The 21,568-nt window shown below is 62.0% G+C and carries 24 protein-coding genes; 14 read left to right on the forward strand and 10 right to left on the reverse strand.

The features are described from left to right. Positions 1-2: 2 nt before the first annotated feature. The 4 genes from A3AI_RS0130400 (at position 3) to A3AI_RS0130415 (ending at position 3,229) form a co-directional block, all read left to right on the forward strand. Complete coding sequence (locus tag A3AI_RS0130400) at positions 3-809, forward strand: lanthanide ABC transporter ATP-binding protein PedB/LutE (protein ID WP_051382538.1); 807 nt, start codon at positions 3-5, stop codon at positions 807-809. 50 nt (positions 810-859) lie between these two features. Then, the gene (locus A3AI_RS0130405; protein ID WP_502685776.1) at positions 860-1,654 is read left to right on the forward strand and encodes an ABC transporter permease; all 795 of its coding nucleotides are present in this window, start codon (positions 860-862) and stop codon (positions 1,652-1,654) included. Continuing rightward, positions 1,651-2,265, forward strand: a complete 615-nt coding sequence (locus A3AI_RS0130410) for a hypothetical protein (RefSeq protein ID WP_024519198.1) — start codon at positions 1,651-1,653, stop codon at positions 2,263-2,265. Before A3AI_RS0130405 ends, A3AI_RS0130410 begins: the two co-directional genes overlap by 4 nt. Before the next feature lie 217 nt (positions 2,266-2,482). Then, the gene (locus A3AI_RS0130415) at positions 2,483-3,229 is read left to right on the forward strand and encodes a C13 family peptidase (RefSeq protein WP_024519199.1); all 747 of its coding nucleotides are present in this window, start codon (positions 2,483-2,485) and stop codon (positions 3,227-3,229) included. A 329-nt stretch (positions 3,230-3,558) separates the two neighbouring features. Here the strand turns inward: A3AI_RS0130415 and A3AI_RS0130420 are convergent, their stop codons facing one another. From A3AI_RS0130420 to A3AI_RS48080, 3 genes are all read right to left on the reverse strand, one after another. Continuing rightward, complete coding sequence (locus tag A3AI_RS0130420) at positions 3,559-6,789, reverse strand: efflux RND transporter permease subunit (RefSeq protein WP_024519200.1); 3,231 nt, start codon at positions 6,787-6,789, stop codon at positions 3,559-3,561. A gap of 2 nt (positions 6,790-6,791) precedes the next feature. Further along, positions 6,792-8,009: an efflux RND transporter periplasmic adaptor subunit gene (locus A3AI_RS0130425; RefSeq protein WP_024519201.1), complete on the reverse strand. Its 1,218-nt coding sequence runs from the start codon at positions 8,007-8,009 to the stop codon at positions 6,792-6,794. 111 nt (positions 8,010-8,120) lie between these two features. After that, a complete protein-coding gene (locus A3AI_RS48080; RefSeq protein WP_156928006.1) occupies positions 8,121-8,477 on the reverse strand; it encodes a hypothetical protein in 357 nt (118 codons plus the stop codon). Positions 8,478-8,974: 497 nt separating this feature from the next. Between A3AI_RS48080 and A3AI_RS43680 the strand changes: the two genes are divergently transcribed. Together A3AI_RS43680 and A3AI_RS0130435 are read left to right on the forward strand one after the other, a co-directional pair. Continuing rightward, positions 8,975-10,447: an MFS transporter gene (locus tag A3AI_RS43680; RefSeq protein ID WP_245286984.1), complete on the forward strand. Its 1,473-nt coding sequence runs from the start codon at positions 8,975-8,977 to the stop codon at positions 10,445-10,447. Between the two features lie 412 nt (positions 10,448-10,859). Beyond that, positions 10,860-11,837, forward strand: coding sequence for an alpha/beta hydrolase (locus A3AI_RS0130435; RefSeq protein WP_036050030.1), 978 nt, complete (start codon positions 10,860-10,862; stop codon positions 11,835-11,837). A 35-nt stretch (positions 11,838-11,872) separates the two neighbouring features. Here A3AI_RS0130435 and A3AI_RS0130440 read toward each other — a convergent pair whose 3' ends face one another. Both A3AI_RS0130440 and A3AI_RS0130445 read right to left on the reverse strand, forming a co-directional pair. Next, on the reverse strand, positions 11,873-12,442 hold the full coding sequence (locus A3AI_RS0130440; RefSeq protein WP_036050031.1) for a PQQ-dependent catabolism-associated CXXCW motif protein: 570 nt from the start codon (positions 12,440-12,442) through the stop codon (positions 11,873-11,875). Beyond that, positions 12,439-13,305: a substrate-binding domain-containing protein gene (locus tag A3AI_RS0130445; RefSeq protein WP_024519204.1), complete on the reverse strand. Its 867-nt coding sequence runs from the start codon at positions 13,303-13,305 to the stop codon at positions 12,439-12,441. Before A3AI_RS0130445 ends, A3AI_RS0130440 begins: the two co-directional genes overlap by 4 nt. Before the next feature lie 202 nt (positions 13,306-13,507). On the opposite strand from A3AI_RS0130445, the gene A3AI_RS0130450 reads away from it, so the two are divergent. Further along, the gene (locus tag A3AI_RS0130450) at positions 13,508-14,455 is read left to right on the forward strand and encodes a quinoprotein relay system zinc metallohydrolase 2 (protein ID WP_024519205.1); all 948 of its coding nucleotides are present in this window, start codon (positions 13,508-13,510) and stop codon (positions 14,453-14,455) included. A gap of 102 nt (positions 14,456-14,557) precedes the next feature. Beyond that, complete coding sequence (locus tag A3AI_RS0130455) at positions 14,558-15,334, forward strand: quinoprotein dehydrogenase-associated SoxYZ-like carrier (RefSeq protein ID WP_502685777.1); 777 nt, start codon at positions 14,558-14,560, stop codon at positions 15,332-15,334. A 114-nt stretch (positions 15,335-15,448) separates the two neighbouring features. Here A3AI_RS0130455 and A3AI_RS0130460 read toward each other — a convergent pair whose 3' ends face one another. Then, the gene (locus A3AI_RS0130460) at positions 15,449-15,808 is read right to left on the reverse strand and encodes a hypothetical protein (RefSeq protein ID WP_024519207.1); all 360 of its coding nucleotides are present in this window, start codon (positions 15,806-15,808) and stop codon (positions 15,449-15,451) included. Positions 15,809-15,891: 83 nt separating this feature from the next. Between A3AI_RS0130460 and A3AI_RS0130465 the strand changes: the two genes are divergently transcribed. Genes A3AI_RS0130465 through A3AI_RS0130480 form a run of 4 tightly spaced genes read left to right on the forward strand, consistent with a single transcriptional unit; the run spans position 15,892 to position 18,699 of the window. Further along, positions 15,892-16,869, forward strand: a complete 978-nt coding sequence (locus A3AI_RS0130465; RefSeq protein ID WP_024519208.1) for an ABC transporter substrate-binding protein — start codon at positions 15,892-15,894, stop codon at positions 16,867-16,869. A gap of 1 nt (position 16,870) precedes the next feature. Continuing rightward, entirely contained in the window at positions 16,871-17,608 is a 738-nt protein-coding gene (locus A3AI_RS0130470; protein WP_024519209.1) for an ABC transporter permease, read from the forward strand. After that, on the forward strand, positions 17,598-18,308 hold the full coding sequence (locus A3AI_RS0130475) for an ABC transporter ATP-binding protein (RefSeq protein ID WP_024519210.1): 711 nt from the start codon (positions 17,598-17,600) through the stop codon (positions 18,306-18,308). The genes A3AI_RS0130470 and A3AI_RS0130475 overlap by 11 nt, the downstream gene beginning before the upstream one ends. A 37-nt stretch (positions 18,309-18,345) precedes the next feature. Next, positions 18,346-18,699, forward strand: coding sequence for a hypothetical protein (locus A3AI_RS0130480; RefSeq protein ID WP_024519211.1), 354 nt, complete (start codon positions 18,346-18,348; stop codon positions 18,697-18,699). Between the two features lies 1 nt (position 18,700). On the opposite strand, the gene A3AI_RS0130485 is transcribed toward A3AI_RS0130480, so the two are convergent. The 4 genes from A3AI_RS0130485 to lanM form a co-directional block, all read right to left on the reverse strand. Beyond that, entirely contained in the window at positions 18,701-18,937 is a 237-nt protein-coding gene (locus A3AI_RS0130485; RefSeq protein ID WP_024519212.1) for a hypothetical protein, read from the reverse strand. 97 nt (positions 18,938-19,034) lie between these two features. Next, positions 19,035-19,907, reverse strand: coding sequence for a DUF6662 family protein (locus A3AI_RS0130490; protein ID WP_024519213.1), 873 nt, complete (start codon positions 19,905-19,907; stop codon positions 19,035-19,037). 245 nt (positions 19,908-20,152) lie between these two features. After that, a complete protein-coding gene (gene pqqA, locus A3AI_RS43685) occupies positions 20,153-20,233 on the reverse strand; it encodes a pyrroloquinoline quinone precursor peptide PqqA (protein ID WP_035721241.1) in 81 nt (26 codons plus the stop codon). A 162-nt stretch (positions 20,234-20,395) separates the two neighbouring features. Next, positions 20,396-20,773 carry a lanmodulin LanM gene (lanM, locus tag A3AI_RS0130500; protein ID WP_502685774.1) on the reverse strand — a complete coding sequence of 126 codons (378 nt, stop codon included), beginning with the start codon at positions 20,771-20,773 and terminating at the stop codon, positions 20,396-20,398. 230 nt (positions 20,774-21,003) lie between these two features. Here lanM and A3AI_RS0130505 point away from each other — a divergent pair, with 230 nt between their 5' ends. Both A3AI_RS0130505 and A3AI_RS46530 read left to right on the forward strand, forming a co-directional pair. Further along, on the forward strand, positions 21,004-21,273 hold the full coding sequence (locus A3AI_RS0130505; RefSeq protein WP_024519215.1) for a hypothetical protein: 270 nt from the start codon (positions 21,004-21,006) through the stop codon (positions 21,271-21,273). Between the two features lie 124 nt (positions 21,274-21,397). After that, positions 21,398-21,568: helix-turn-helix domain-containing protein (locus tag A3AI_RS46530; RefSeq protein ID WP_036050510.1), on the forward strand; the 171-nt coding region annotated here is incomplete at its 3' end.

Here is a 21,568-nt window from a genome sequence, read left to right on the forward strand (position 1 = left end):
CAATGGCTGATACAGCCGGCGGCGATCAGGCCTTGCCCGGCGCGGAAACGCAGCCGGCCGGCGTGGCGGCGCTGTCGATCGCCGGCATCAGCCATTCTTATGGCCCGAGGCGCGCGCTGATCGACATCAGCTTTACGGTGGCGCCCGCAAGCTTCACCGCGCTCCTCGGACTGAACGGCGCGGGAAAAAGCACATTGTTCTCGCTGATCACGCGCCTGTTCGGCATTCAGACCGGGCAGATCAGCATCTTCGGCCACGACATCAGCCGCGAACCGGGCGAGGCGCTGCGGCTATTGGGCGTTGTGTTCCAGCCGCGCACCCTCGATCTCGACCTCTCGCTCAAGCAGAACCTGTTGTACCACGCCGCCCTGCACGGCATCAGCCGACGAGAGGCAGCTGAGCGCAGCGCCGAATTGCTCGCGCGTATCGGCCTGTCCGACCGCGCCGCGAGCAAGGTGCGCGATCTCTCAGGTGGCCAGATGCGACGGCTGGAGATCGCGCGGGCGCTTCTGCACCGGCCACGGCTCCTCCTGCTCGACGAGCCGACCGTTGGGCTCGACGTCAAGGCCCGTGCCGATATCCTCACCCATGTCAGGCAGCTCGTCACCGAGCAGGGCATCGGCGTACTCTGGGCTACCCATCTGTTCGATGAGATCACGGCAAGCGACGATCTCGTCGTGCTGCATCAGGGCAAGATGCTGGCACGCGGCCGTGTGCCTGACGTCATCGCCAAGGCCGGCGGACAGGATGTCCATTCCGCCTTCATGCGCTTGACGCAGGGCGCCGTGACCGGAGGATCGGAATCGTGACCTCAACCACAATTACGGAACGGCCGAAGGGCTTTTCGTTTTCCGAGTACATGACCTGCCTCACCGGCATCGTCTGGCGCGAGGGCCTGCGCTTCCTGCACCAGCGCGAGCGCTTCATCTCGGCGCTGGTGCGGCCCCTGGTGTGGCTGTTCATTTTCGCGGCCGGCTTCCGCCAGGTGCTCGGCATCTCGATCATCCCGCCCTACGAGACCTATATCCTCTACGAGGTCTATATCGCGCCGGGGCTGATGGCGATGATCCAGCTTTTCAACGGCATGCAATCCTCGCTCTCGATGGTCTATGACCGCGAGATGGGAAACATGCGCACCTTGCTGGTGAGCCCGCTGCCGCGCGGCTACCTGCTGTTCTGCAAGCTGCTCGCCGGCACGGCAGTCTCGCTGCTCCAGGTCTATGCCTTTCTCCTGATCGCCTGGTTCTGGGACATCGCGCCGCCAACCATCGGCTATCTCACCGTGCTGCCGGCGCTGATCCTGTCCGGACTGATGCTGGGCGCGCTCGGAATGCTGATCTCGTCCGGCATCAAGCAGCTGGAAAATTTTGCCGGCGTCATGAACTTCGTGATCTTTCCGATGTTCTTTGCCTCATCAGCGCTTTATCCGCTGTGGCGGGTCCAGGAAGGCAGCCCCTACCTCTATTACGTGTGCCAGGCCAATCCATTCACCCATGCGGTCGAGCTGATACGCTTCGCGCTTTATGGCAAGATCAACTGGGTTTCGCTCGCGGTCGTCGCCGGCTGCACGGCCGTCTTCATGATCGGTGCGATCCTGGCCTATGATCCGTCGCGTGGCCTTGCCCGCCGCGGGCCTGCCGGAGGTGAGACATGACATGGCGCATCGTTCTTGGGGCGTTGACGCTCGTGGCCGCATCGAGCCAGGCCTGTCTCGCCGCCGACCCGCGCTATCCCGACTGGCCCTGCGCGCAGGCCAAGGTGCCTGAGATCTCGCTGCCCGCGGTGTGGGCCGGCCCGCCGCTCGACGACGTCCAGAGCAAATGGAAGGACGACTCCAAGGTCACCGCGCTGGTGACGAAGACGGCGGCGCGGCGGATGCCGCTTGACGAAGCCGAGAAGGAGATCAGGCAATTTCTCGCCTCCTCCAATAATGACAAGGTCATGGCCGGCAAGCTTCTGTTCGCCGGCCTGTTCGATACGCTCAATGCCGAGCGTTCGACCGTTATGAACGGCCTCGAGCGGGTCATGCGCAAGCAGCGCGAGGCCGCCGACAGGGTCCGCGCCGACACGATCGCGCTGCAGGCGCTGCAGAGCGAGACCTCGCCCGATCAGCAGAAGGTCGACGAGCTCAGCAACCAGTTGCTGTGGGAGACGCGGATTTTCGAGGACCGCCGTCGCGTGGTCAAATTCGTCTGCGAGGTGCCGACCGCGATCGACCAGCGGCTGTTCGCACTCGGGCGCGCGATCCAGCAGGAGATCGAGTAACGCCGAAGATCGGACCGCGTACTCATAGACCCGGTAGCATGACGTGGCGAAGCGAATTTCCGCTTTGCCTTTCAAGCGACGCGGTCGCTGCGTCGCAGCCAAGCTGCCATATCCGGGCCTACGCGGGTGCTGTTCCGAAGGATGGAAATTCACTGACTTTCCGCTATTTTGTGTTGAGCCGCAGTTCTGTAGCGGCGATCTCGAAACGAGGTTCGCCATGACCTCCAGGTCCTCGATTAGACGGCTCGGCGCGCCGCTCGTCGCTTTTTTTCTGACCATCTGGCCGTTGGTTTCGCCGGTACATGCTATTGAGGACGCTGGAAAGGTTGGCGTGGTGTCGTTTGGCCTGTTCGGGGATCAAGGCGTGTTTAGGTCCGAGGCGACCGGCGCGGCTCAGGTCGTCGCCGGCCGTTTCGAGACTGGCCCGATCAACGTGGAGTACAATTCCAAGAAAGGCGGAAGTGCAACGATCGAAGCTCTCACCAAGTCGTTGCAAACGGCAGCCAACCGCCTGGATGCCGAGAAAGATGTTCTCTTTTTGATTCTCACCTCGCATGGCTCTCCCGATGGCCTTGCAATCAAGGCGGGGCGGCTCACAGAAACGCTCACGCCATCTCGTCTCCGCGACATGCTCGCGAAGACAGGCGTGCGGCACAAGGTGGTGGTCATCTCGGCTTGTTATTCCGGGGTCTTTGTCCCGCGTCTGGCGAATCCCGATGTGCTGGTCATCACCGCGGCCGACGCCAAGCATCCGTCGTTCGGCTGTCAGGACAAGGCCAAGTGGACCTATTTTGGCGACGCGTTTTTCAACGTCGCGCTCCGGAAAGCCGTCAACCTGAAGGATGCGTTTCTCGATGCGCGCTCACTCGTCCGGAAGCGAGAATTGCGGGAACATTTCGAGCCGTCGAATCCGCTCATGGCGGGCGGCGCAGACGTGCTGCCATTGCTTGTCGGACGCCCTTGAACAACCGGCCGCGAGCGCAGAAGCTATTGCTCGCGGGCGCATCGCCGTTTCGAGATTCCCCCGATAAGCAGACTGCTTGGCGACCCGTCCAGACTTCGCATTCGGGCCGATTCTGTGGAAAAGTCGAAAATACGATCAATGCCAAATTCTCGCAAAAGCTTGCGCCCTTCTGATTTGTTCGTGGCGCATGATTCGTCCTCGGTTTGGGGATTCGAATCGCGGGCGTCCGGGCAAACGCAATGTTCCCCTGGCCTCGCCTCAGTCGGCGCTTATGGGCAAAAGCAGGACACAACCTACGCTGAATCCGCCGAAAAATGCTCCCGAGCGGGCTATTTGATTGAAGCCTGCGCCGCCACTGAATCCTCGGATGACGACGGCTCGGACAATTTGCCGTAGCGTATGTAAAGCCCGGGCAAGACCACGAGCGTTAGTAGGGTGGCACTTATTAGGCCTCCGATAACGACCGTCGCCAGCGGCTTCTGTACCTCCGCGCCGGTTCCGGTTGCGAACGCCATCGGAAGAAAACCGAGTGAGGCCACCAAAGCGGTCATGACCACGGGTCTGAATCGAGTGAGCGCGCCGGCCTCGATCGCGATGGGCATCGGCATTCCACTTTCGCGTAACTGGCGTATGGAGCTCAGCATCACCAGGCCGTTCAGCACGGCGACGCCCGACAACGCGATGCATCCGACGGCAGCGGAGATCGAGAACGGCATGTCGCGCAGCCAAAGCGCACAAATGCCTCCGGTGAGCGCTAGCGGAACAGCGCTGAACACCAGGAGCGCGTCCCGCGGAGATCCCGTTGCCGCAATCAGTAACAGGAAGATCATCATGAAGCATGCCGGTACGACTATCGCGAGCCGCTGCTTCGCCGCAACCAGGTTCTCCAATTGTCCTCCCCAGCTAATCCAGTAACCGGGTGGTAGCCGCACGGTCTTGGCGACGATATTCTGGGCTTCGCCGACCACCGAGCCGAGATCGCGTCCGCGCACATTGGCGGTGACCACGACACGTCGCTTGCCATTCTCGCGGCTGATCTGGTTCGGTCCTTCGACGAAGGAGAACCGCGCCAGGCGATTGAGCGCAAGACTCTGGACTGGCGAATTCGGCGTCGCTCTGGGAAGCGCGACGGGAAGATTGCCGAGGGCTTCGAGGTCCGAACGAACGGTTTCGGGTAGCCGCACGATGATATCGAAGCTGCGGTCGCCTTCGAAAACGACGCCGGCATCCTGACCACCGACAGCAGCCCCAATCACATCGTGGACTGCCGACACGCTGAGTCCGCGGCGCGCGATGGCCGCCTTGTCGACCTTGATTTCCAGCACGGGCAGACCGCCCGTCTGCTCCACCTTGACGTCAACTGCACCCGGTACGCTGCGCAGGCCAGCGGCAACGTCCCGCGCGGCTTTCAGCATGAGCTCGAAGTCGTCGCCGAACACCTTCACCGCGATATCGCTGCGCACCCCTGCCAACAGCTCGTTGAAACGCATCTGGATCGGCTGGGTAACTTCATAAACATTTCCGGGCAGCCGATTGACAGCCGCTTCAATCGCTTCAATCAAGGCCGCCTTGGTGACGGAGTGATCCGGCCACTCGTCGTGCGGCTTGAGGATGATGAAGGTGTCAGACGCGTTTGGAGGCATTGGATCGCTCGCGATCTCTGCGGTGCCGGTTCGCGAGAACACGAAGGCCACCTGAGGAAAGCGGCTGACCGCTTTTTCTACAGCGAGCTGCATGCTCTGCGATTGCGTCAGCGACGTGCTTGGAATCCGGTATACGGTGATCGCGATGTTCTTTTCGTCCAGCGTAGGGATGAATTCCTGGCCCAGCCGCGTGAAGACGAGTAGGGAAATAGCAAAAAGGATGATGGCCGCGGCCATGATGGGAGATGGCGAACTGATCGCGTGTCGCAGCAGGGGAGCATAGAAGCGCTTCGCAAGTCTGACGAAACGATTTTCCTCTTCTCGCACGCGCCCCGTGAGGAAGATGGCGATCAAGGCAGGCACCAGGGTCAAAGACAACGCAAAAGCCGATGCGAGCGCCAGGATCACCGTAAGTGCCATCGGCCCGAACATCTTGCCTTCGACACCGGTAAACGTCAGGAGTGGCACATAGACGAGCAGGATGATGGCTTGTCCGTATAAGGTCGGCTGTACCATTTCGACGGCAGACGCCCGCACTGTGGTAAGCCGTTCCTCGCGCGAGAGCAGGCGGCCCAATCCCTGCTGCCTCTCGGCAAGATGGCGCAAAGCGTTTTCGGTAATGATGACGGCACCGTCCACGATCAGACCGAAGTCGAGAGCGCCGAGGCTCATGAGATTGGCGCTGATTCGCCCCTGCCACATCCCGACGGCCGTCATCAGCATGGCGAGCGGAATGACTAGAGCGGTGATCAGGGCCGCGCGGAAATTACCGAGCAGCAGGAACAACACGGCGATGACCAGCAGCGCACCCTCGGTTAGATTGCGCACCACGGTGCCGATTGTCGCGTCAACGAGCTGGGTGCGGTCCAGCACTGTGGTGACTTCGACGCCGGCCGGCAGCGATGGTGCGACCGCGCGAAGCTTTGCATCAACCGCCGACGAAACCGTGCGGCTGTTGGCGCCGACCAGCATCAATGCCGTTCCGACCACGACTTCGCGACCGTTATCGCTGGCGCTGCCGGTGCGCGTTTCACCGCCGATCGACACAGTAGCGAGGTCACTGACCCGAACCGGCACGCCGCCGCGCGTCGTGACGACGACGGCACCGATCTCCTCGATGTTCTCCAATCTGCCGCCTGAACGAACCACCACGCCTTCGCCATTCCGTTCGATGTATCGTGCGCCACGGCTGACATTGTTGGCTTCAATGGAGTTGGCGACGTCCGCGAACGTCAGGCCGAGCGCGATCAGCTTCGCGGCATCAGGGTTCACCTGATACTGCTTGAGATAGCCGCCGATCGAATCCACGCCTGCAACGCCGGCCACCGTCTTGATCTGTGGCTTGATGATCCAGTCCTGAACCGTGCGAAGATAGGCGTTCTTTTCGACGTTGCTTTCCAACAACTGACCGTCCGAGGTGAGAAAGCGACCGTCATGCTGAAGGCCGGGACTACCATCGCGCCCGACCGGCTTGCCGGAAAAGTGGACCGTCCACATGTAGATTTCGCCGAGCCCAGTCGATATCGGGCCGAGATGCGGTTCGATCCCTCGCGGCAGCCGGGCGCGGACATCCGTCAAGCGCTCGCCGATCTGCTGGCGCGCAAGATAGATGTCGGTTGTTTCGCTGAACACGGCGGTGATTTGCGAGAACCCATTCCGCGACATTGACCGAGTGCTTTCCAATCCGGGGGTGCCCGCCAGCGCGGCCTCAATCGGAAAGGTGACTTGCTTCTCGATCTCGACCGGCGACAGGGCCGGTGCAATCGTGTTGATCTGTACCTGCTTGTTGGTGATGTCGGGCACCGCATCGATTGGGACCCGCGTCAGCGCGTAGGCGCCGAGCAGCACGGCAAGCGCTCCGGCCGTGACGACGACCCAGCGTCGGCGGATGGCGAAATCGATGATCCATTCGATCATGGCTAGTCGTTCTCCACGTCGCTCTTTTCCAACTCGGCCTTCAGCGTGAAGGTGTTGGCGACCGCGATGGTTTCGCCAGCGGAGAGGCCGCTGAGTATCTCGATATCGTCATCATCCTCGAGGCCGGTCTTGACCGGACGCGCCTCAAATCCCTCGCCGTCGCGCACGAATACGGTCGTCGTGCCCCGGATCGCTTGCAGGGACTTCCTGGGGACAATCACCTTAGAAGGCTGACCGCCGAGTGGAATCTCCGCCGTGATAAACGTACCCGGCTTCCAGCGATGATCGGCGTTGGGCATGCTGGCGATGACGCGTGCGTTGCGGGTCTCGCGATCGAGCAAGGGGCTGACGAAGATCACCTTCGCGCTCGTTTCGCCCTCGATGCCAATCGCGCGAATGGTGATCGGTGCGCCTTCGTGCACTGACGCGATGTCCTCCGGGGAAATAGCAAGATCGACCCAGATGTCATCGAGATTGACGATGACAAAGAGTTCACTCTCCAGCCCTTCTCGTCCGACCAGGCCCCCCAGATCGACACGCCGCTCCGAGATCCTGCCGTCGATCGGTGCCCGGAGGAACTGCCTGCGCAGGCTTTCCGCCGGCTGGCTCGGCAGCTCCGCGAGCTCGCCTTCCGACAAGCCGAGCGCAAACAGCTTCTGCCGGGCGCCATCGAGCTTGATCTGGGCATCGTTCGCCGTCAGCTTCGTCCGCAAAAATTCGTTTTCGGATACGGTGCGGCTCTCGACCAGTACCTTTTGCCGGCTGAATAACGTCTGCTGCAGTTCATTGGTGAGGCGCGCCGCAAGATACTCGCTCTTGGCATCGGCGATTTCGCGGCTCTCGATCGCAGCGACGATCTCGCCTTTCTCCACGCTATCGCCGAGCCGTTTGCGCAATTCGGCGACGGTGGCGAGCACGCGCACGGACACCCGGGCGACGTGGTCAGCATCGGGGATAAGTGATCCCGGCGCCAGGAAGTGCCGCTTCAGCACTCCGCCTTTTGCTTCCGCCAGCTCGATTCCGGCATCATTGATCTGCTGTTCGGACAGCGCGACCCGTTCCGGGCCGTCGTCGCCACGTGCATCCCTCGTGGCGTGAGCCGTTCCCGCGCGTTCTTGGCCGACCGTGAACGGCATTGGCCAACCGGTCAACGCGCCGACCGCGACAAGTGCGGCGATACCGGCAAGCATGCCGGCTACAAAAAGAAGAATCCGTTTCATCTGCACCTTCCCGCTGCGCGAGGTCGATGCCTTGCGCGCATGTCTGATTGATCAAGGCGACGATGTTCCGCCGCAGAGCGCGGCGAAACTCGACTGGCCATCAGGGCCGGATCAGGCGCGGGGTGGTTTGAAGGGCGAGTCGAGATCGGCCGAGTCGGGCGCAGGGGCCGCTGCAATGCGATCAAGTCGCGTAACGTATTCGATGCTCGCGATATTGATCTGCGGGGTTACGGTCGTGACGTGGGCGAGGCAGTGACAACAATGAGCTCCGGCAGGGCAAGGGGAAGTCTTGCCGGATTCACCAGAACTGGTCTGCGCGACCGAGACCGTCACCGTGGTCTCGTCTCCATCAAAACAGCAACAGCAATGAAATAGCGAGGCGACCAAAGCCAATGAGATGAGCGCGGCGAGCACCTGGCGCCAAAGGCGGGTTCCAGATAAACGAATGGTCGCAGTGTATGCTGCCATACCCACTGATTAGCCTTGGCGGGCTGCCAATACAAGGGAGCCCCGAACTGATGACGGACGATAAGTTCTGTATTTGTATAACAGCATCAGCCTCCTCGATGATAGTGATGGGCCCGCGGTTCGACCGAGAAGGACCCCGAAATCAGATTCGAGCTCGAGGCGGAGACCGATGAGATTTTTGAGGCCAGTTTTTCTCTTCCTGTATCGCATCGCACACTCCGCAACCGCCCGTTATGTTGGCGGCTACTCCTCAGGCAAGCTTGGGAGCCCGAGCGCGGTGACCATCCTGTCGCGAAAGCTCGAACGACACCTGGGACAGGCCTACCACGGACCAAAGTCGAATTTTCCGGGTAGACCAAGCGGCTCGATTTCTAACTTTGTAAGATCGTGCTAAGTTCGCAAGACCGTGCCATTTGAGCGATGTCCGCTCCCGCGATGGCGAACGGTGGCGCCGCTCGCCATCCAGGACCGGCCCCCGACAGCCGGCACGGGCGGATGTGCGCAATGACGCCACCGCCCCAGCCAAACAAGAAAATAGCAGTCGATGCCACCATCCACTTTCCCGGATGGGGATGAAACGCATTCCAGCAGGCGCCCCCCCGACGGGCGCCAAAGGAGATTCATCAAGGAGATTCATAATGACGACATTGGACATCACTGCCGGCCCGTTGCCGGAAGCCGAGCACCGGGCGCAATTGCGCCGCGCATTGATCGCCAGCACCGTAGGCACCACCATCGAATGGTACGATTTCCTGCTCTACAGCACGGTGACCGGCCTCGTTTTTGGCAAGCTCTTCTTTCCCAAGTCCGATCCTCTGGTTGGGGTGCTGCAGGCGTTCGCCATCTATACGGTGGGTTTCATCGCCCGGCCGATCGGTGCCGCGATCTTCGGCCACTATGGCGACCGCATCGGTCGCAAGGCCACGCTGATAGCGACGTTGCTTCTGACGGGACTTGCCACTGCTGCCGTCGGCATCGTCCCCACCTATGAGACGATCGGCATCTGGGGTGCCGTCATCCTGACCGTCATCCGCTTCATCCAGGGCGTGGGGGTCGGCGGCGAATGGGGTGGCTCGGTGCTGCTTTCGATGGAGTGGGCACGGACCAATCAGCACCGCGGTTTCATCACCTCGTGGCCGCAGCTCGGCGGTCCCGCCGGATTGCTGCTGGCAAACATAGCAGTGCTCGTGTTCAGCCGAATGTCCGGCGACCAGTTCCTGGTCTGGGGCTGGCGCATCCCGTTCTTGCTCAGCCTCGTGATGATCGCCATCGGGCTCTACATCCGGCTCGGCATCATGGAGACGCCGGCGTTCCGGCGGATTGTGGCCGAAAACCGTGTCGAGCGGGTTCCGGTCATCGAGGTGATCAAGCGTCAGCCGCGATCGATTATTCTCTCGGCGTTTGCGCGGATGGTTGAACAGGCGCCGGCCTACATCTACCTGGCCTTTGTCTTCGCCTACGGCACCCAGGTGATCAACCAGGATCGCGACTTCCTGCTCATCTGTCTGATCGCCGCCGGCACCATTGAGCTCTTCAACATCCCGCTGGCGGGTCACCTGTCGGATCGCATCGGGCGCAAGCGCCTGTATCTGATCGGCGCGGTCCTCACCGGGCTGTTCGGTTTTGCGTATTTCGCCATGCTGAACACGGCAGTGCCGGCGCTGATCTTCATCGCCATCGTGCTGTCATTCGTACCGCACGCTTTGACGTATGGCCCGCAGGCGGCCTTGATCGCCGAGTGCTTCACGCCCCGGCTGCGGTACAGCGGCGCTTCGATCGGCTACCAGCTCTCTTCAGTTATCTCCGGCGGGCCGGCGCCGTTGATCGCCACCGCACTGCTCGCGGCCACCGGATCGGGCTACGCGATTGCAGCCTACATCCTGTTCTGCGCGGTCGTCAGCATTATCGCGACCTCCTTGATGCCCGATTACACCAACAAGGACATTTCCGAGGAGCACGACAGGCCTTGACCAAACGGCCCGTGGCCGCCAGATCGAGACGGCCCGGTGGCCGTGGCGCGGGACTGCGTTACGGTATTACTCGGATGAATGGCCGCGTCGCCCGTTACAAACGAAATGCTTTCGGCCCAAAATGAAATGGCTCTGAAAGGGATTCATGCGCAGCATGGTGGGTGGCTCCCAGACGAAGGGCAGTTCGGTGCTGACCAACCTAACGGCTCGGCGATGGCGGCGCACACCATCGCCTCCTCGCATTCTCAACACCTGACGACGCATACGAGGCCGCCAAGACTTGCGAGGCCGCCAAGACTTGCGAGGCCGCCAAGACTTGCGAGGCCGCCAAGACTTGGCGAGGCCCCCAAGACTTGGCGAGCCTTGGGACGCTGGTCCACGAACACAAAGAGCCACCAAAAAGGAAGCACGAGTGAATAGTAGTCCGCATGCCGATCTCGATCCACAAGTCGTAGAGTTCCTGGCGAAATTGCAATCCGCCGCGACGCAAACATCGGGAACGCCCCTTTCCGCTGACGAAAAGATCGCCGCTGTGCGAGCGGGGACAATCAGCATGGCTCAATTCGGTTTCCCGCACGAACCAATCGGGATGACGAAAGACCTTGTCATTCCCGGTTCTGCCGGCGAGCTGACGATACGCCTCTATGTACCGCGTCAAGAACTCGCGCTTCCTGCGCCAGTCTTGCTGTTCTGCCACGGCGGTGGCTTTGTCACCGGAGATCTGGACGTTTACGACACCGCTTGTCGTGCGCTGGCCAACCGCGCCGCTTGCCTGGTCGTATCAGTGGCCTACCGATTGGCGCCCGAACATCCGTACCCGGCGGCGAATGAGGACGTCTGGGCAGCGCTCAAGTGGTTGAGCCATGCCACTGAAATCAATGCCGATCCGCAACGGATCGCGGTGGGAGGCGATAGCGCGGGCGGATTGCTCGCGGCATGGGCCGCACAGAAGGCAAAATCCGAGGGGCTGCCCTTGATCATGCAAGTTCTGCTTTATCCGACCTTGGATACGACCGCGTCGAGCAAATCCTGGCAACAGCTCGGGACCGGTGCATACGGATTGGGGCGGGACGATGCGCTGGTTTATTACGACGCCTATCTCCCGCCGGGCATCGATCGCACCGATCCGCAGGTTTCGCCCGCCTACGCGACTGACTTGGCAGGATTGGCGCCGGCGTTGATCATCACTGCTGAATTCGATCCGTTGCGTGACGAGGGAAACGAGTACGCCGTCAAGCTCCGCGAGGCGGGCGTTCCGATCAACCACTACTGCTGGCCAGGGATGATTCACGCGCTGCTGTCGTTCGCGGGCGTGCTCGATGCGGGGGGCCAGCTCATTGAGCGCGTCTCCGACGGCCTTCGATCCGCCTTTTACAGTAAGCATAAGTAGTTACGACGCCATGAACTCGCCGATTCCACAACTAGCTAGCGCGCAGGCGGTGTCTCTTCGTCCGGGCGCGGCTCCGGTTGCGACTCCTGCGTCGGCAGGTCGTAAAACGTCCAGCCGTCGGTTCCTTCCGGATACCAGGCGACGTTGGAATAGCCGAGACTGAGCGCCCGCCTGGCGGCATTCCAGGACATCCAGCAATCGGCCTGGCAATAGACCACGAGCAGCGTGCTCTTGTTGCCTTCGGTGGCGCGAGCAAGACCCTTGCGCAGATAATCTTCGGTCGATGGCGCCAATCGTCCGTAGCCGGTGTCGGGCAGCCAGATGCTGCCGGGAATATTGAGCCGCGGCTTGTCGCGCCAGACCGTGCCTTCGGGAAGATTCTTCGGCTTCGGCGGGCGCGGCAGCACGTCGACGAAGACACCATTCTTTGCGCGCCAGATCGCCTCGGCCGCCTCGGTCGTCAGCACCCGAGCGCCGGCGAGCGTTGCGGGCACAGGTGCTCGATAATTGTCGGTTCGGTAATCCTGCGGCTCCGGAACGCCCTTCTGCGCGAAGACTGCCGACGCAAGCGCCAGCATCACCACGCATGCAAGAAGCGCTCTCATGGCGATTTGGCCGCGGCTCCCACACTGATCGGCTGGTCGTTCTCGTCGAGCAGCGGCACGCCATAATCGAGCAGGATCTTGTTGATGGCCGGCTGGTTCTCCTGGATGAGGCGGTTGAGCTCGCGTTTCCAGTTCTGGTCGGCAGGCCGCACGCCCATGCCGATGCGATAGACCAACCGCGGTCCCCCCTTCTCCTTCACCAGGGGCGTGATATGGAGCGGCGGCGTCATCTTCCTGGCATAATAGCCGGCCATCGGCCCCCACAGCACGCCGGCATCGATCGCGCCCGAGGTCAGATCATTGATCATGGCCTCTGCCGACGAATCCACGCGCGTATCGATCATCAGCGGATAAGGCTTGGCGTTCGGCATCAAGCCATCCACCGCCATGTAGGTCGCGGCCGGTGTGCCGGCGATGATGCCGATATGCTTGTTCTTCAGACGCTCGTCCTCCAGCGTGGTCACGTCTTCAAGACCGCTGCCGGGCTTGACAACCAGCGCGTAGGCGGTCCGGTAGTATGGGTTGGTACCTTGCGCGAGATCGTCGCCTTGCGGAAAGCCCATGATCACGTCGCAGCGATGCGCGCCGAGGGTGACGCGGACAAAACCCGTGGCCTGCGGAAAAAATGCGTAATCGAGCTTCTTCTGCAGCTTTTCGGCGAACAGTTCGGCGATCTTGTTCTCGAACCCCTCGCCCTTTTCGCTGGAGAACGGCATGTTGCGCGGATCGGCGCAGACCCTGAGCACCTTGGGATCGACGAGCTCGATGGAGAGATCGCCGCTGTCGCTGGTCTGCGCATGCACGCGTTGCGCGCCGCCGAGCATGGCGAGAATGACAATGAACGAGACAGGCAGCCAGCGCATCGTTGCAAACCTCCCAGAGACGTCCGCGATCACACGAACCGAAGTTCGACAGCGGTGCGATTTTGGCAAAATGCTATGCTCGCGAAGTGACGCGTGCAACGGATTAAGCAGAACGGTTTCAGTGGCCGCGCGTGCTGCGACGCACCCGGCCACGCGGCGGAACACGGTAGATATCACGTCGTGGTGAAATGGAGGCAGGATCATGGTTCGGCGCTTATTGATTCTGGTATCGCTCGCCACGCTCTGCATGTCCATCGTCGCGTACGCTCAGCCGCGAAACTTGTCTGAGAGCGAACACGAATTGCCTGTGAGCGAAATCGCGCCCGGCGTTTTCGTGCATATCGGCGCGATCGCGCTGATGACACGCGAAAACGACGGCGCCATCGCCAATATCGGCTTCATCGTCGGCGACAATGCGGTCGCCGTCATCGATACCGGCGGCAGCGTACGCGAGGGGCGAGAGCTCCGCGCCGCCATCCGCAGCCATACCGATAAGCCCGTTCGCTATGTCATCAATACGCATGGCCATCCCGACCACATGTTTGGAAACGCGGCTTTCGCTGCCGACCAAACCACGTTTGTCGGCCACAAGAACCTGCCGCGGGCGCTCGCGACCCACGGGCAATTCTACATCGACGCCTTTCGTCGCATCATGGGCGCCGGGCTGATCGACGAGGTACGCCTGATCCCGTCAACTCTTCTGGTCGAGGACACGCAAAAGCTCGATCTCGGCTCGCGGACACTCACCTTGCAGGCGTGGCCTGCGGCGCACAGCGACAGCGATCTCACGGTGACGGACGAAAAATCGGGAACCCTGTTCGCAGGCGACCTCGTATTCCTCACCCATGTGCCTGTCCTTGACGGCAGCCTTCGCGGCTTCCTGTCGGCACTTGATAAGCTCGGCGCGCTACCCGCGCAGCGCGTGGTTCCCGGCCACGGCCCGGTCAGTCCGTGGCCGGCGGCGCTGGCCGATGAACGGCGCTATCTGGAAACCCTGGCCGCTGACGTGCGCGCGGCGGTGGCGCGCGGCGATCCCATCGCAGCCACCGCGGCCACCGCGGCAGCCTCGGAGAAGGCGCGCTGGTCTCTGTTCGATGACTACAATGCACGCAACGCAACTGCAGCATTTTCGCAAATTGAATGGGAATAACAGCTGTCATCGCGTATATTGCGTCAATCCTGTCGCCGCGAGGACCGCCTGATGCCTGGACGTCGCTTGCTCAGTCTCGCCATCCTCGTTCTCCTGAGCGGCATGCTTGGTGCCGCCCAGCTCCCAACGGCGGGCGCCGAAGGCTACGACCCCTGGCCCGGCCTGGTGCAGGATATCTTCAACAACCGTCCGATGAACGATGGCAGCGACATCATCGGCATCGAGATGCCCTACCGCGCCGAGGATGCGGCGATCGTGCCCGTCACCCTGCACAACAAGCTGGCGTCGACCGACAGCCGGCACGTGGTGAGGATCACGCTTGTGATCGACCAGAACCCGGCGCCGATGGCGGCCAAATTCGAGCTCGGGCCGGATGCCCGCGTGTCCGAGATTTCGACCCGCGTCCGCGTCAACAACTACACCGACGTTCATGCGGTCGCCGAGCTCAGCGACGGCAAGCTCTATATGGTGAAGACCTTTGTCAAAGCCTCAGGCGGATGCTCGGCGCCCGCCGCCAAGGATGCCGATGAGGCCAGCAATCATCTCGGCCAGATGAAGTACCGGCAATTTGCACGACCGGGGCAAGAGGGTGCAGACGGGACCCGCGAAGCGCAGATTATGATTGGCCACCCCAACAATTCCGGCCTGCAGATGGACCAGGTGACGCAGCTCTACATTCCGGCGTTCTTCATCGATCAGTTGAAGCTGTGGCAGGACGATAGCCCGGTGCTATCGATGGAAGGTGGAATTTCGATTTCCGAAGACCCCAATCTCCGCTTCACCTATGTCTCGAACGGAGCCAAGACCTTCCGCGCCGAAGCAAAGGACACCGCGGGTCACGTATACCGCGACGAATGGAAGGTCGACGCGGGGATCTGATTCTGCTTCGCACCTAAAGCGCGATGAGATTTGGTTGAATCGTGATCGCGCTTTAGGTCTTGATTGAGCATGATCTTTTCGGAAAACCGCTACACACTTTTCCGGATCATGCTCTTAGAAGCACCTCACCTCGGCCTCGGCCTGGGCCCGCCTCAAATCGTTGAGCGCGTTCGTCGCCTGCTCGGATGAGCGAAACTCGCCGCCCAGGTTTCCCCGCACCTGCGACATGCTGAGCACGGTCTCGGCCGTGACATATCTGTCATAGGGCAGAAGCGAGGCGATGACATCGATCGAGCAGGAGCATTGCTCGATCGCCTGCCGCATCTCGCCATTGGCCTTCAGACAGCCGAAGACATATTCGGCCCGTGCCGAGGTCGGGTAGTCGCTGACCTCTTCCGCATATGCAATTGCCGCGGTTGTCATCGCGGCAGTCGTCACGATAACGATGCGCGTGACCCACCCGATATACGTCATTGGTCGCCCTCCGTTGACTTTTGAGGCTATGCTATCACTGTGGTCCTGAAAAGCAGACATTCGAGGAAATGGCCCGCAAGACGATGAAGAGCCTGGTTCGCGCGTTGATCGCCGCCGCCCTTGCGGCCATCCAGATCGGGGCCGCCAGCGCCGCCGACACCATACGCATTGCGGCGCAGAAGACCGGCACCTTCGCCTGGGAACTCGCGATTATCCGCACGCACGGGCTGGACAAGGACGCCGGCCTCACCCTCGACGTGCGCGAGCTCGCCAGTCCGGAGGCGGGCAAGATCGCGCTGCGCGCGGGGGATGCCGATATCATGATCTCCGACTGGCTCTGGGTGTCGCGCGAGCGCTCGCTCGGCGCCAAGCTCGCGTTCTATCCCTATTCCAGCGCGCTCGGCGCGGTGATGGTTCCGACTGCCTCGCCGATCAAGACGCTCGCCGACCTGAAGGGCCGCAGGCTTGCGGTCGCCGGCGGGCCGATCGACAAGAGCTGGCTGTTGCTGCAGGCCTCGCTGCAGCAGGACGGCATCAACCTGAAATCGGATTCGACGATCGTCTATGGCGCGGCACCGCTGGTTGCCGCGCAAATGCTCAACGGCGACATGGACGCAACGGTGAATTACTGGAATTTCTGCGCGGCGCTGGAGGAAAAGGGATTCCGTCGCCTCGCCCCGATCCAGGATATCGTGCAGCGCTTCGGCGCCAAGGGCCCGGTCGCGATGGTCGGCTATGTCTTCGAGGAGGAATGGGCCAACGCCAACCGGGACAGACTCGCGCGCTTCGTCGACATGACGCGCAAGGCCAAGCAGATCCTGTCGACCTCCGACAGCGCGTGGGAGGAGATCGCCAAGCTGACGGGCGCCGCCGATGCCGCAACCTTACGGGCCTATCGCGACCGCTATCGCGAAGGCATTCCGCACCGCCGGATCGAGGACGAGGAGAAGGATGCACGCGTGCTCTATCGCGTGCTGGCCGGCATCGGCGGTCGCGACCTCGTGGGGCCGGCCTCGGATCTCGACCCCGGCACCTATTATCACGCACTTCCCGGAGATTGAGGTGCTGCGTCTGTTGTCTTTCGCGATCTTCCTGGCCACCTGGTGGATCGCGGCGCTGCTCGCCGGCAGCACCAAGCTTCCGGCGCCACCCGCCGTCATGCAGGTGGTGATGTCAGAAGCAGCATCCGGTGCGCTGTTCTTCAATATCGGGGTCACGCTCGCCCGGGTTGCGCTGGCCTTCAGCCTGGCCATCACGCTCGGTATTGCGATCGGCTATCTGATGGGGCGGGTGCGACTTGCCAATCGCCTCGGCGATCCCTGGCTGATCCTGCTGCTGAACCTGCCGGCGCTGGTGGTGATCGTGCTGGCCTATATCTGGGCCGGCCTGACCGAGGCTGCCGCAATCACGGCGATTGCGATCAACAAGGTGCCCGCAACCATCGTCACCTTGCGCGAAGGCACGCGTGCGCTGGATACGTCGCTTGACGAGATGGCCCAGGTGTTTGCGATTCCGCGCTGGCGCGCCTTCCGGCACATCGTGCTGCCGCAGCTTGCTCCCTATATCGCCGCCGCTGCGCGGTCGGGCCTCTCGCTGGTGTGGAAGATCGTGCTGGTTGCGGAACTGCTCGGCCGGCCCAACGGGGTCGGCTTCGAGATCGGGGTCGCCTTCCAGCTGTTCGACACACCTCGGCTGCTCGCCTATGCGCTGAGCTTCGCAGCCGTCGTGCTCGTGATCGAGACGGCGCTGGTGCAGCCGTTCGAGGCGCGCCTAACCCGGTGGCGGCTCCGTGCGGCTTGATGTCGATATCAGGAAGAAGGCGTTCGAGAGCGCGTCCGGCAAGCGGCACGAGGTGCTCTCGGATGTCAGCTTCTCGCTCGCTGCCGGGGAGGTCGCGGTCCTCGTCGGCCCCTCCGGCTGCGGCAAGAGTACGCTGCTGCGCATCCTCGCCGGCCTCGACCATGATTTCGAGGGCACCGTGGAGCGGCCGCTGCAGGCGCGGCTCGGTATGGTGTTCCAGGAGCCGCGGCTGTTGCCCTGGCGCACGGTCGACGACAATGTGCGGCTTGCCGCGCCGCTCGCCGACGAAGAGGCGCTTGCAAAGCTGTTCGATGTTCTGGAGCTCGCGGCACACCGTAGCCATTTTCCGGGCGAATTGTCGCTCGGCCTCGCCCGCCGCGTCGCGCTCGCGCGGGCCTTCGCGGTCGATCCGGATTTCCTCATCCTCGACGAGCCCTTCGCTTCGCTCGACAAGGCATTGGCCGCGCGCCTGCGCGAGCAGATCGCCACACTGGTCGCCAATCGCTCGGCCATGACGCTGCTCGTCACCCATGAGCTGGATGATGCGGTCAGGCTCGGGGACCGGCTGTTCTTCCTGTCGGCACGGCCGGCGCGCATCCTGCGCGTCGTGCCCATCGCCACACCGCGCGCGGCGCGCAGCGAGGCGGAGATCGCGACAATCAAGGCCGATCTCGCGCTATTGAACCTTGCCGCGGATTAAGCGAGGCTTGCGCCGAAAAAAATCGAGGAAACGTCCCATGCTGCGCGTCCCAACCGCCATTGTCCTGATCTTGACCGCCCTGCCCGGCATCCTGTTCGCGCAAACCAAGGGCAAGGGCGTCCGGCTCTGGAACCTGACCAGCGCGACCATCTCAGGCTTCGAGCTGTCGCCCGCGGGCAAGAACGCATGGGGCCCCAACCAGACCCTGAACGACAAGGACAAGGAAGTCGATCACGACGAGCGCCTGCGCATCACAGGCGTGGAGCCCGGGCATTATGATGCCAAGGTCAGCTATCCCGATTCCAGGCAATGCTTCGTCCGCGATATCGAGATCAAACCTGATGCGGTGTTCTCAATTTCCGACAAGGATTTGAAGGACTGCAACAAGTAGCTTAGCCGGCCGTGCCAGCCTTGCTGGCATCAGCCTTGTCGTTGCTGTGCGGATATTCGCAGCGCCACTTCACCGCCGTCCATTTGGGATGCTCACCGATCCATTGCGCGATGTAGGGTGGCGCGGCCATGGCGCATTGTGTCAACGATATGTTGGAGTCGAACACCAGGCGCGTCTCCTCGCAGGTGGTGGGCGACAGGACGGCGCAGATCGTTATGACCAAATCAATCGGGTTCATGCCTGGAATCCCTTGATGGCCTCTTCATCGCGATATCACATTGAACTACGCCATTCGGCCGGCTTGGTTTCAAGACAGCGTGAAAGTTCCCGTTGTTCTAAAAACTGACACCGAACACCAGCCGCGCCTGGTGACGCTCGAAATTGACGAGATCGAGCGATACCGCCGATCCCGCCGCGCGACCCCAGGCCTGAACGCTCCATGCCGCCGTCAGCCGGGACCGCTCCGAGAGCTGGAAATAAGCGACGGGGCCGACAAAGAGCGCCTGTCCCGCAAAATCCTGCAGGCCGATGCCATCATAGTTCCGGAAATAGCGCGCTTCGCCGCCAAGAAGAATTCCCGGATGCACCTGCACCATGGCGCCCAGCGCTGCCCCGACGGTAGCCTCCTGCACCGCGGCCTGGGTTGCCGTCAAGCGCGTCCATTCCGGCTGGTAGAGCAGGTTGAGCGCGACGACGGCCACATTGGGCACCACCTCGCGCTCGACAGCCAGCGTCACGTCCGTCCCATAGCTGCGGACAGAGGCGCCGGTGATCTCGTCGATACGACCGGCGTGCGGCTCCACGGCGAGCGTCAAGCCGACGGGCGCGGTTTGCCGATCAAGAAATCTGTAGCGAAAATCGGCTGAGAGCTCCTGCCAGCCCAGTTGACGGCGATCATCCATGTCAGGCACGCCCGCAATGTCATGGGCCGAAAAGCTGCTGCCGAGCTCGACGCGAAAATTATCGACCGGCACGGCCTCCAGCTCGAGTTGCTGGTCGACCGCGCGATAGCCGCCGGCGCTCTTGGCAAAACGTCCCGTGGTCTGGCTCTGGAATTCGAGCTCACCGACCTCGCCGACGTCGGTGCCGATCATGAAGCCAAAGATATGCTCGCTGTCGATGCCTTCAGCCGTCGCGCAACGCGGGAGCAACGCGCAGGCGCACGTGATCATGATCCCGGCTTGTGCTGCGCGAATGAGCTTTCCCACGCCGACCGTCTCGATCTGATCTGATTGCCCTGACGATTGACGCTATCACAATGCGGGTGCCGCTGTCGTCGCGTTCGACGATGTATTTCATGCCGGCGAATCAATGAATGGCTCATTGCCGAGCGATCGCGCTGAGGCCGGTTTGCGATGTGCGGGAGCTTTTGAATTCGAGGTGGGGTCTTGAATCACCCGGAGGGAGACGTCTGCCACGGCTCGCGGACGAGCCGGGCAGATCGCTTGTCAGATCACTTGCGCGCGGCGCAGGCGTACATGTTGATTTCCATGCCCACCGGCACTTCGACGATCTTCGGAGTCTTCCAAGTCATTCGGGGGTCCTCCCAAGTACATTGGTCCAATGTTGGCGCAGGTTCGCGCCGTGCCCAAGGGTAGGGCTGCCCCGCACTTAACGCAAGGGGCCCCTACCCGTGCAAGCTGCGAGCGGGAAATCTTCACGACCGTGGCCGGGCGGCGTTGGACGGACGTCGAATCTATTTCAGCAAGCGCAGCAGAGCTTGCCCTGCTTTCGAGTGTAATTCCTTTGCGTCGAGAGTGCCGTCGGAGTCCGGATCTGCCGCCTTAAAGCGTTGTTCTACAACGGCAAGATACTCATCCAGCGTCAGCGTTCCATCGTGATCGGGGTCAGCGGCCGCGAGCTCCTTGGCGCTCAACCGTCCCGCCAGTTCGCGCTTGTCGACGGTGCCTTCATGATCGCGATCGAGCTTTGCGAACAGCGCCGATGCGGCCTTTTTCACCTCCATCAGATCCAGCGTCCCGTCATTGTCTGTGTCGAACGCCGCGATCGGATCAGCCGCTTTGGGCGCCGCAAAAGCCGGCCAATGCCCGATCGCCAACGCGGCCGCAGTCATGGTCAGAAGCATGGATCGGCGTAAACTCATCATCGAATTTTCCTCCCTGTCGACACTCTACGGCAGCTAGCCGCATGCTCGCTTCCTTTCAGCATGGCTTTCGCGCGCGCATTTTGCAATTGCGAACGCATCGAACAAACCGAGCGAAATCTTTTCAGGTTCCGGGTGGCAAGCCTGATCTCCAGGCTGTTCAATCAGCGGCGATATGCTTTGCCAAAAGGGAGTGGACCATGAAAGCGCTCAGCCGCGCGCTGCTTGCCGGACTACTCGGCATCGGCTTTGCCATACAGGCCTCTGGCCAGGAGGCCAAGCACGGTCCGCCGCCCTCCTCGCTCGCGCGACGTGCGGCGGCGTCCGCCGAGGCACCGAAGGTGCTCACCGGCAAGGAGCGACTCGGCCCGAAATGGACCGACGAGCAGCGAATCGACAATTGCAACGTCCCGCCCGACAAGCGAGGCCCAAAGCCGCGGCCTTCCGCCTGCACGCAGGCGAGCTTCTAGAGCATTTCCGGTTCTGACTGAATCAGAACCGCAGCTCTAGATGTGAACTTTCAGGAGGTTGTCCATTCGGCCCGTGCCGTGAACGCTGATGTCACCAAACACACAGTGATTCGCGGGGGACCGAATGGACACTCACAAGAATGCGCCACTGACGCCCAAAGGTCGAGAGGCCATGGTGCGATGCGTTGTTGAAGGCGGGCTGAGCAAGGCAGCCGCCGCGTGCCAGTTCAACGTTACGCCAAAGACTGTCGCCAAATGGGTCAAGCGGTTCCGCGCAGAAGGCGTGGATGGGCTG

Origin of the sequence: Bradyrhizobium sp. Tv2a-2 (assembly GCF_000472425.1) — a bacterium.
Classification (GTDB): domain Bacteria; phylum Pseudomonadota; class Alphaproteobacteria; order Rhizobiales; family Xanthobacteraceae; genus Bradyrhizobium.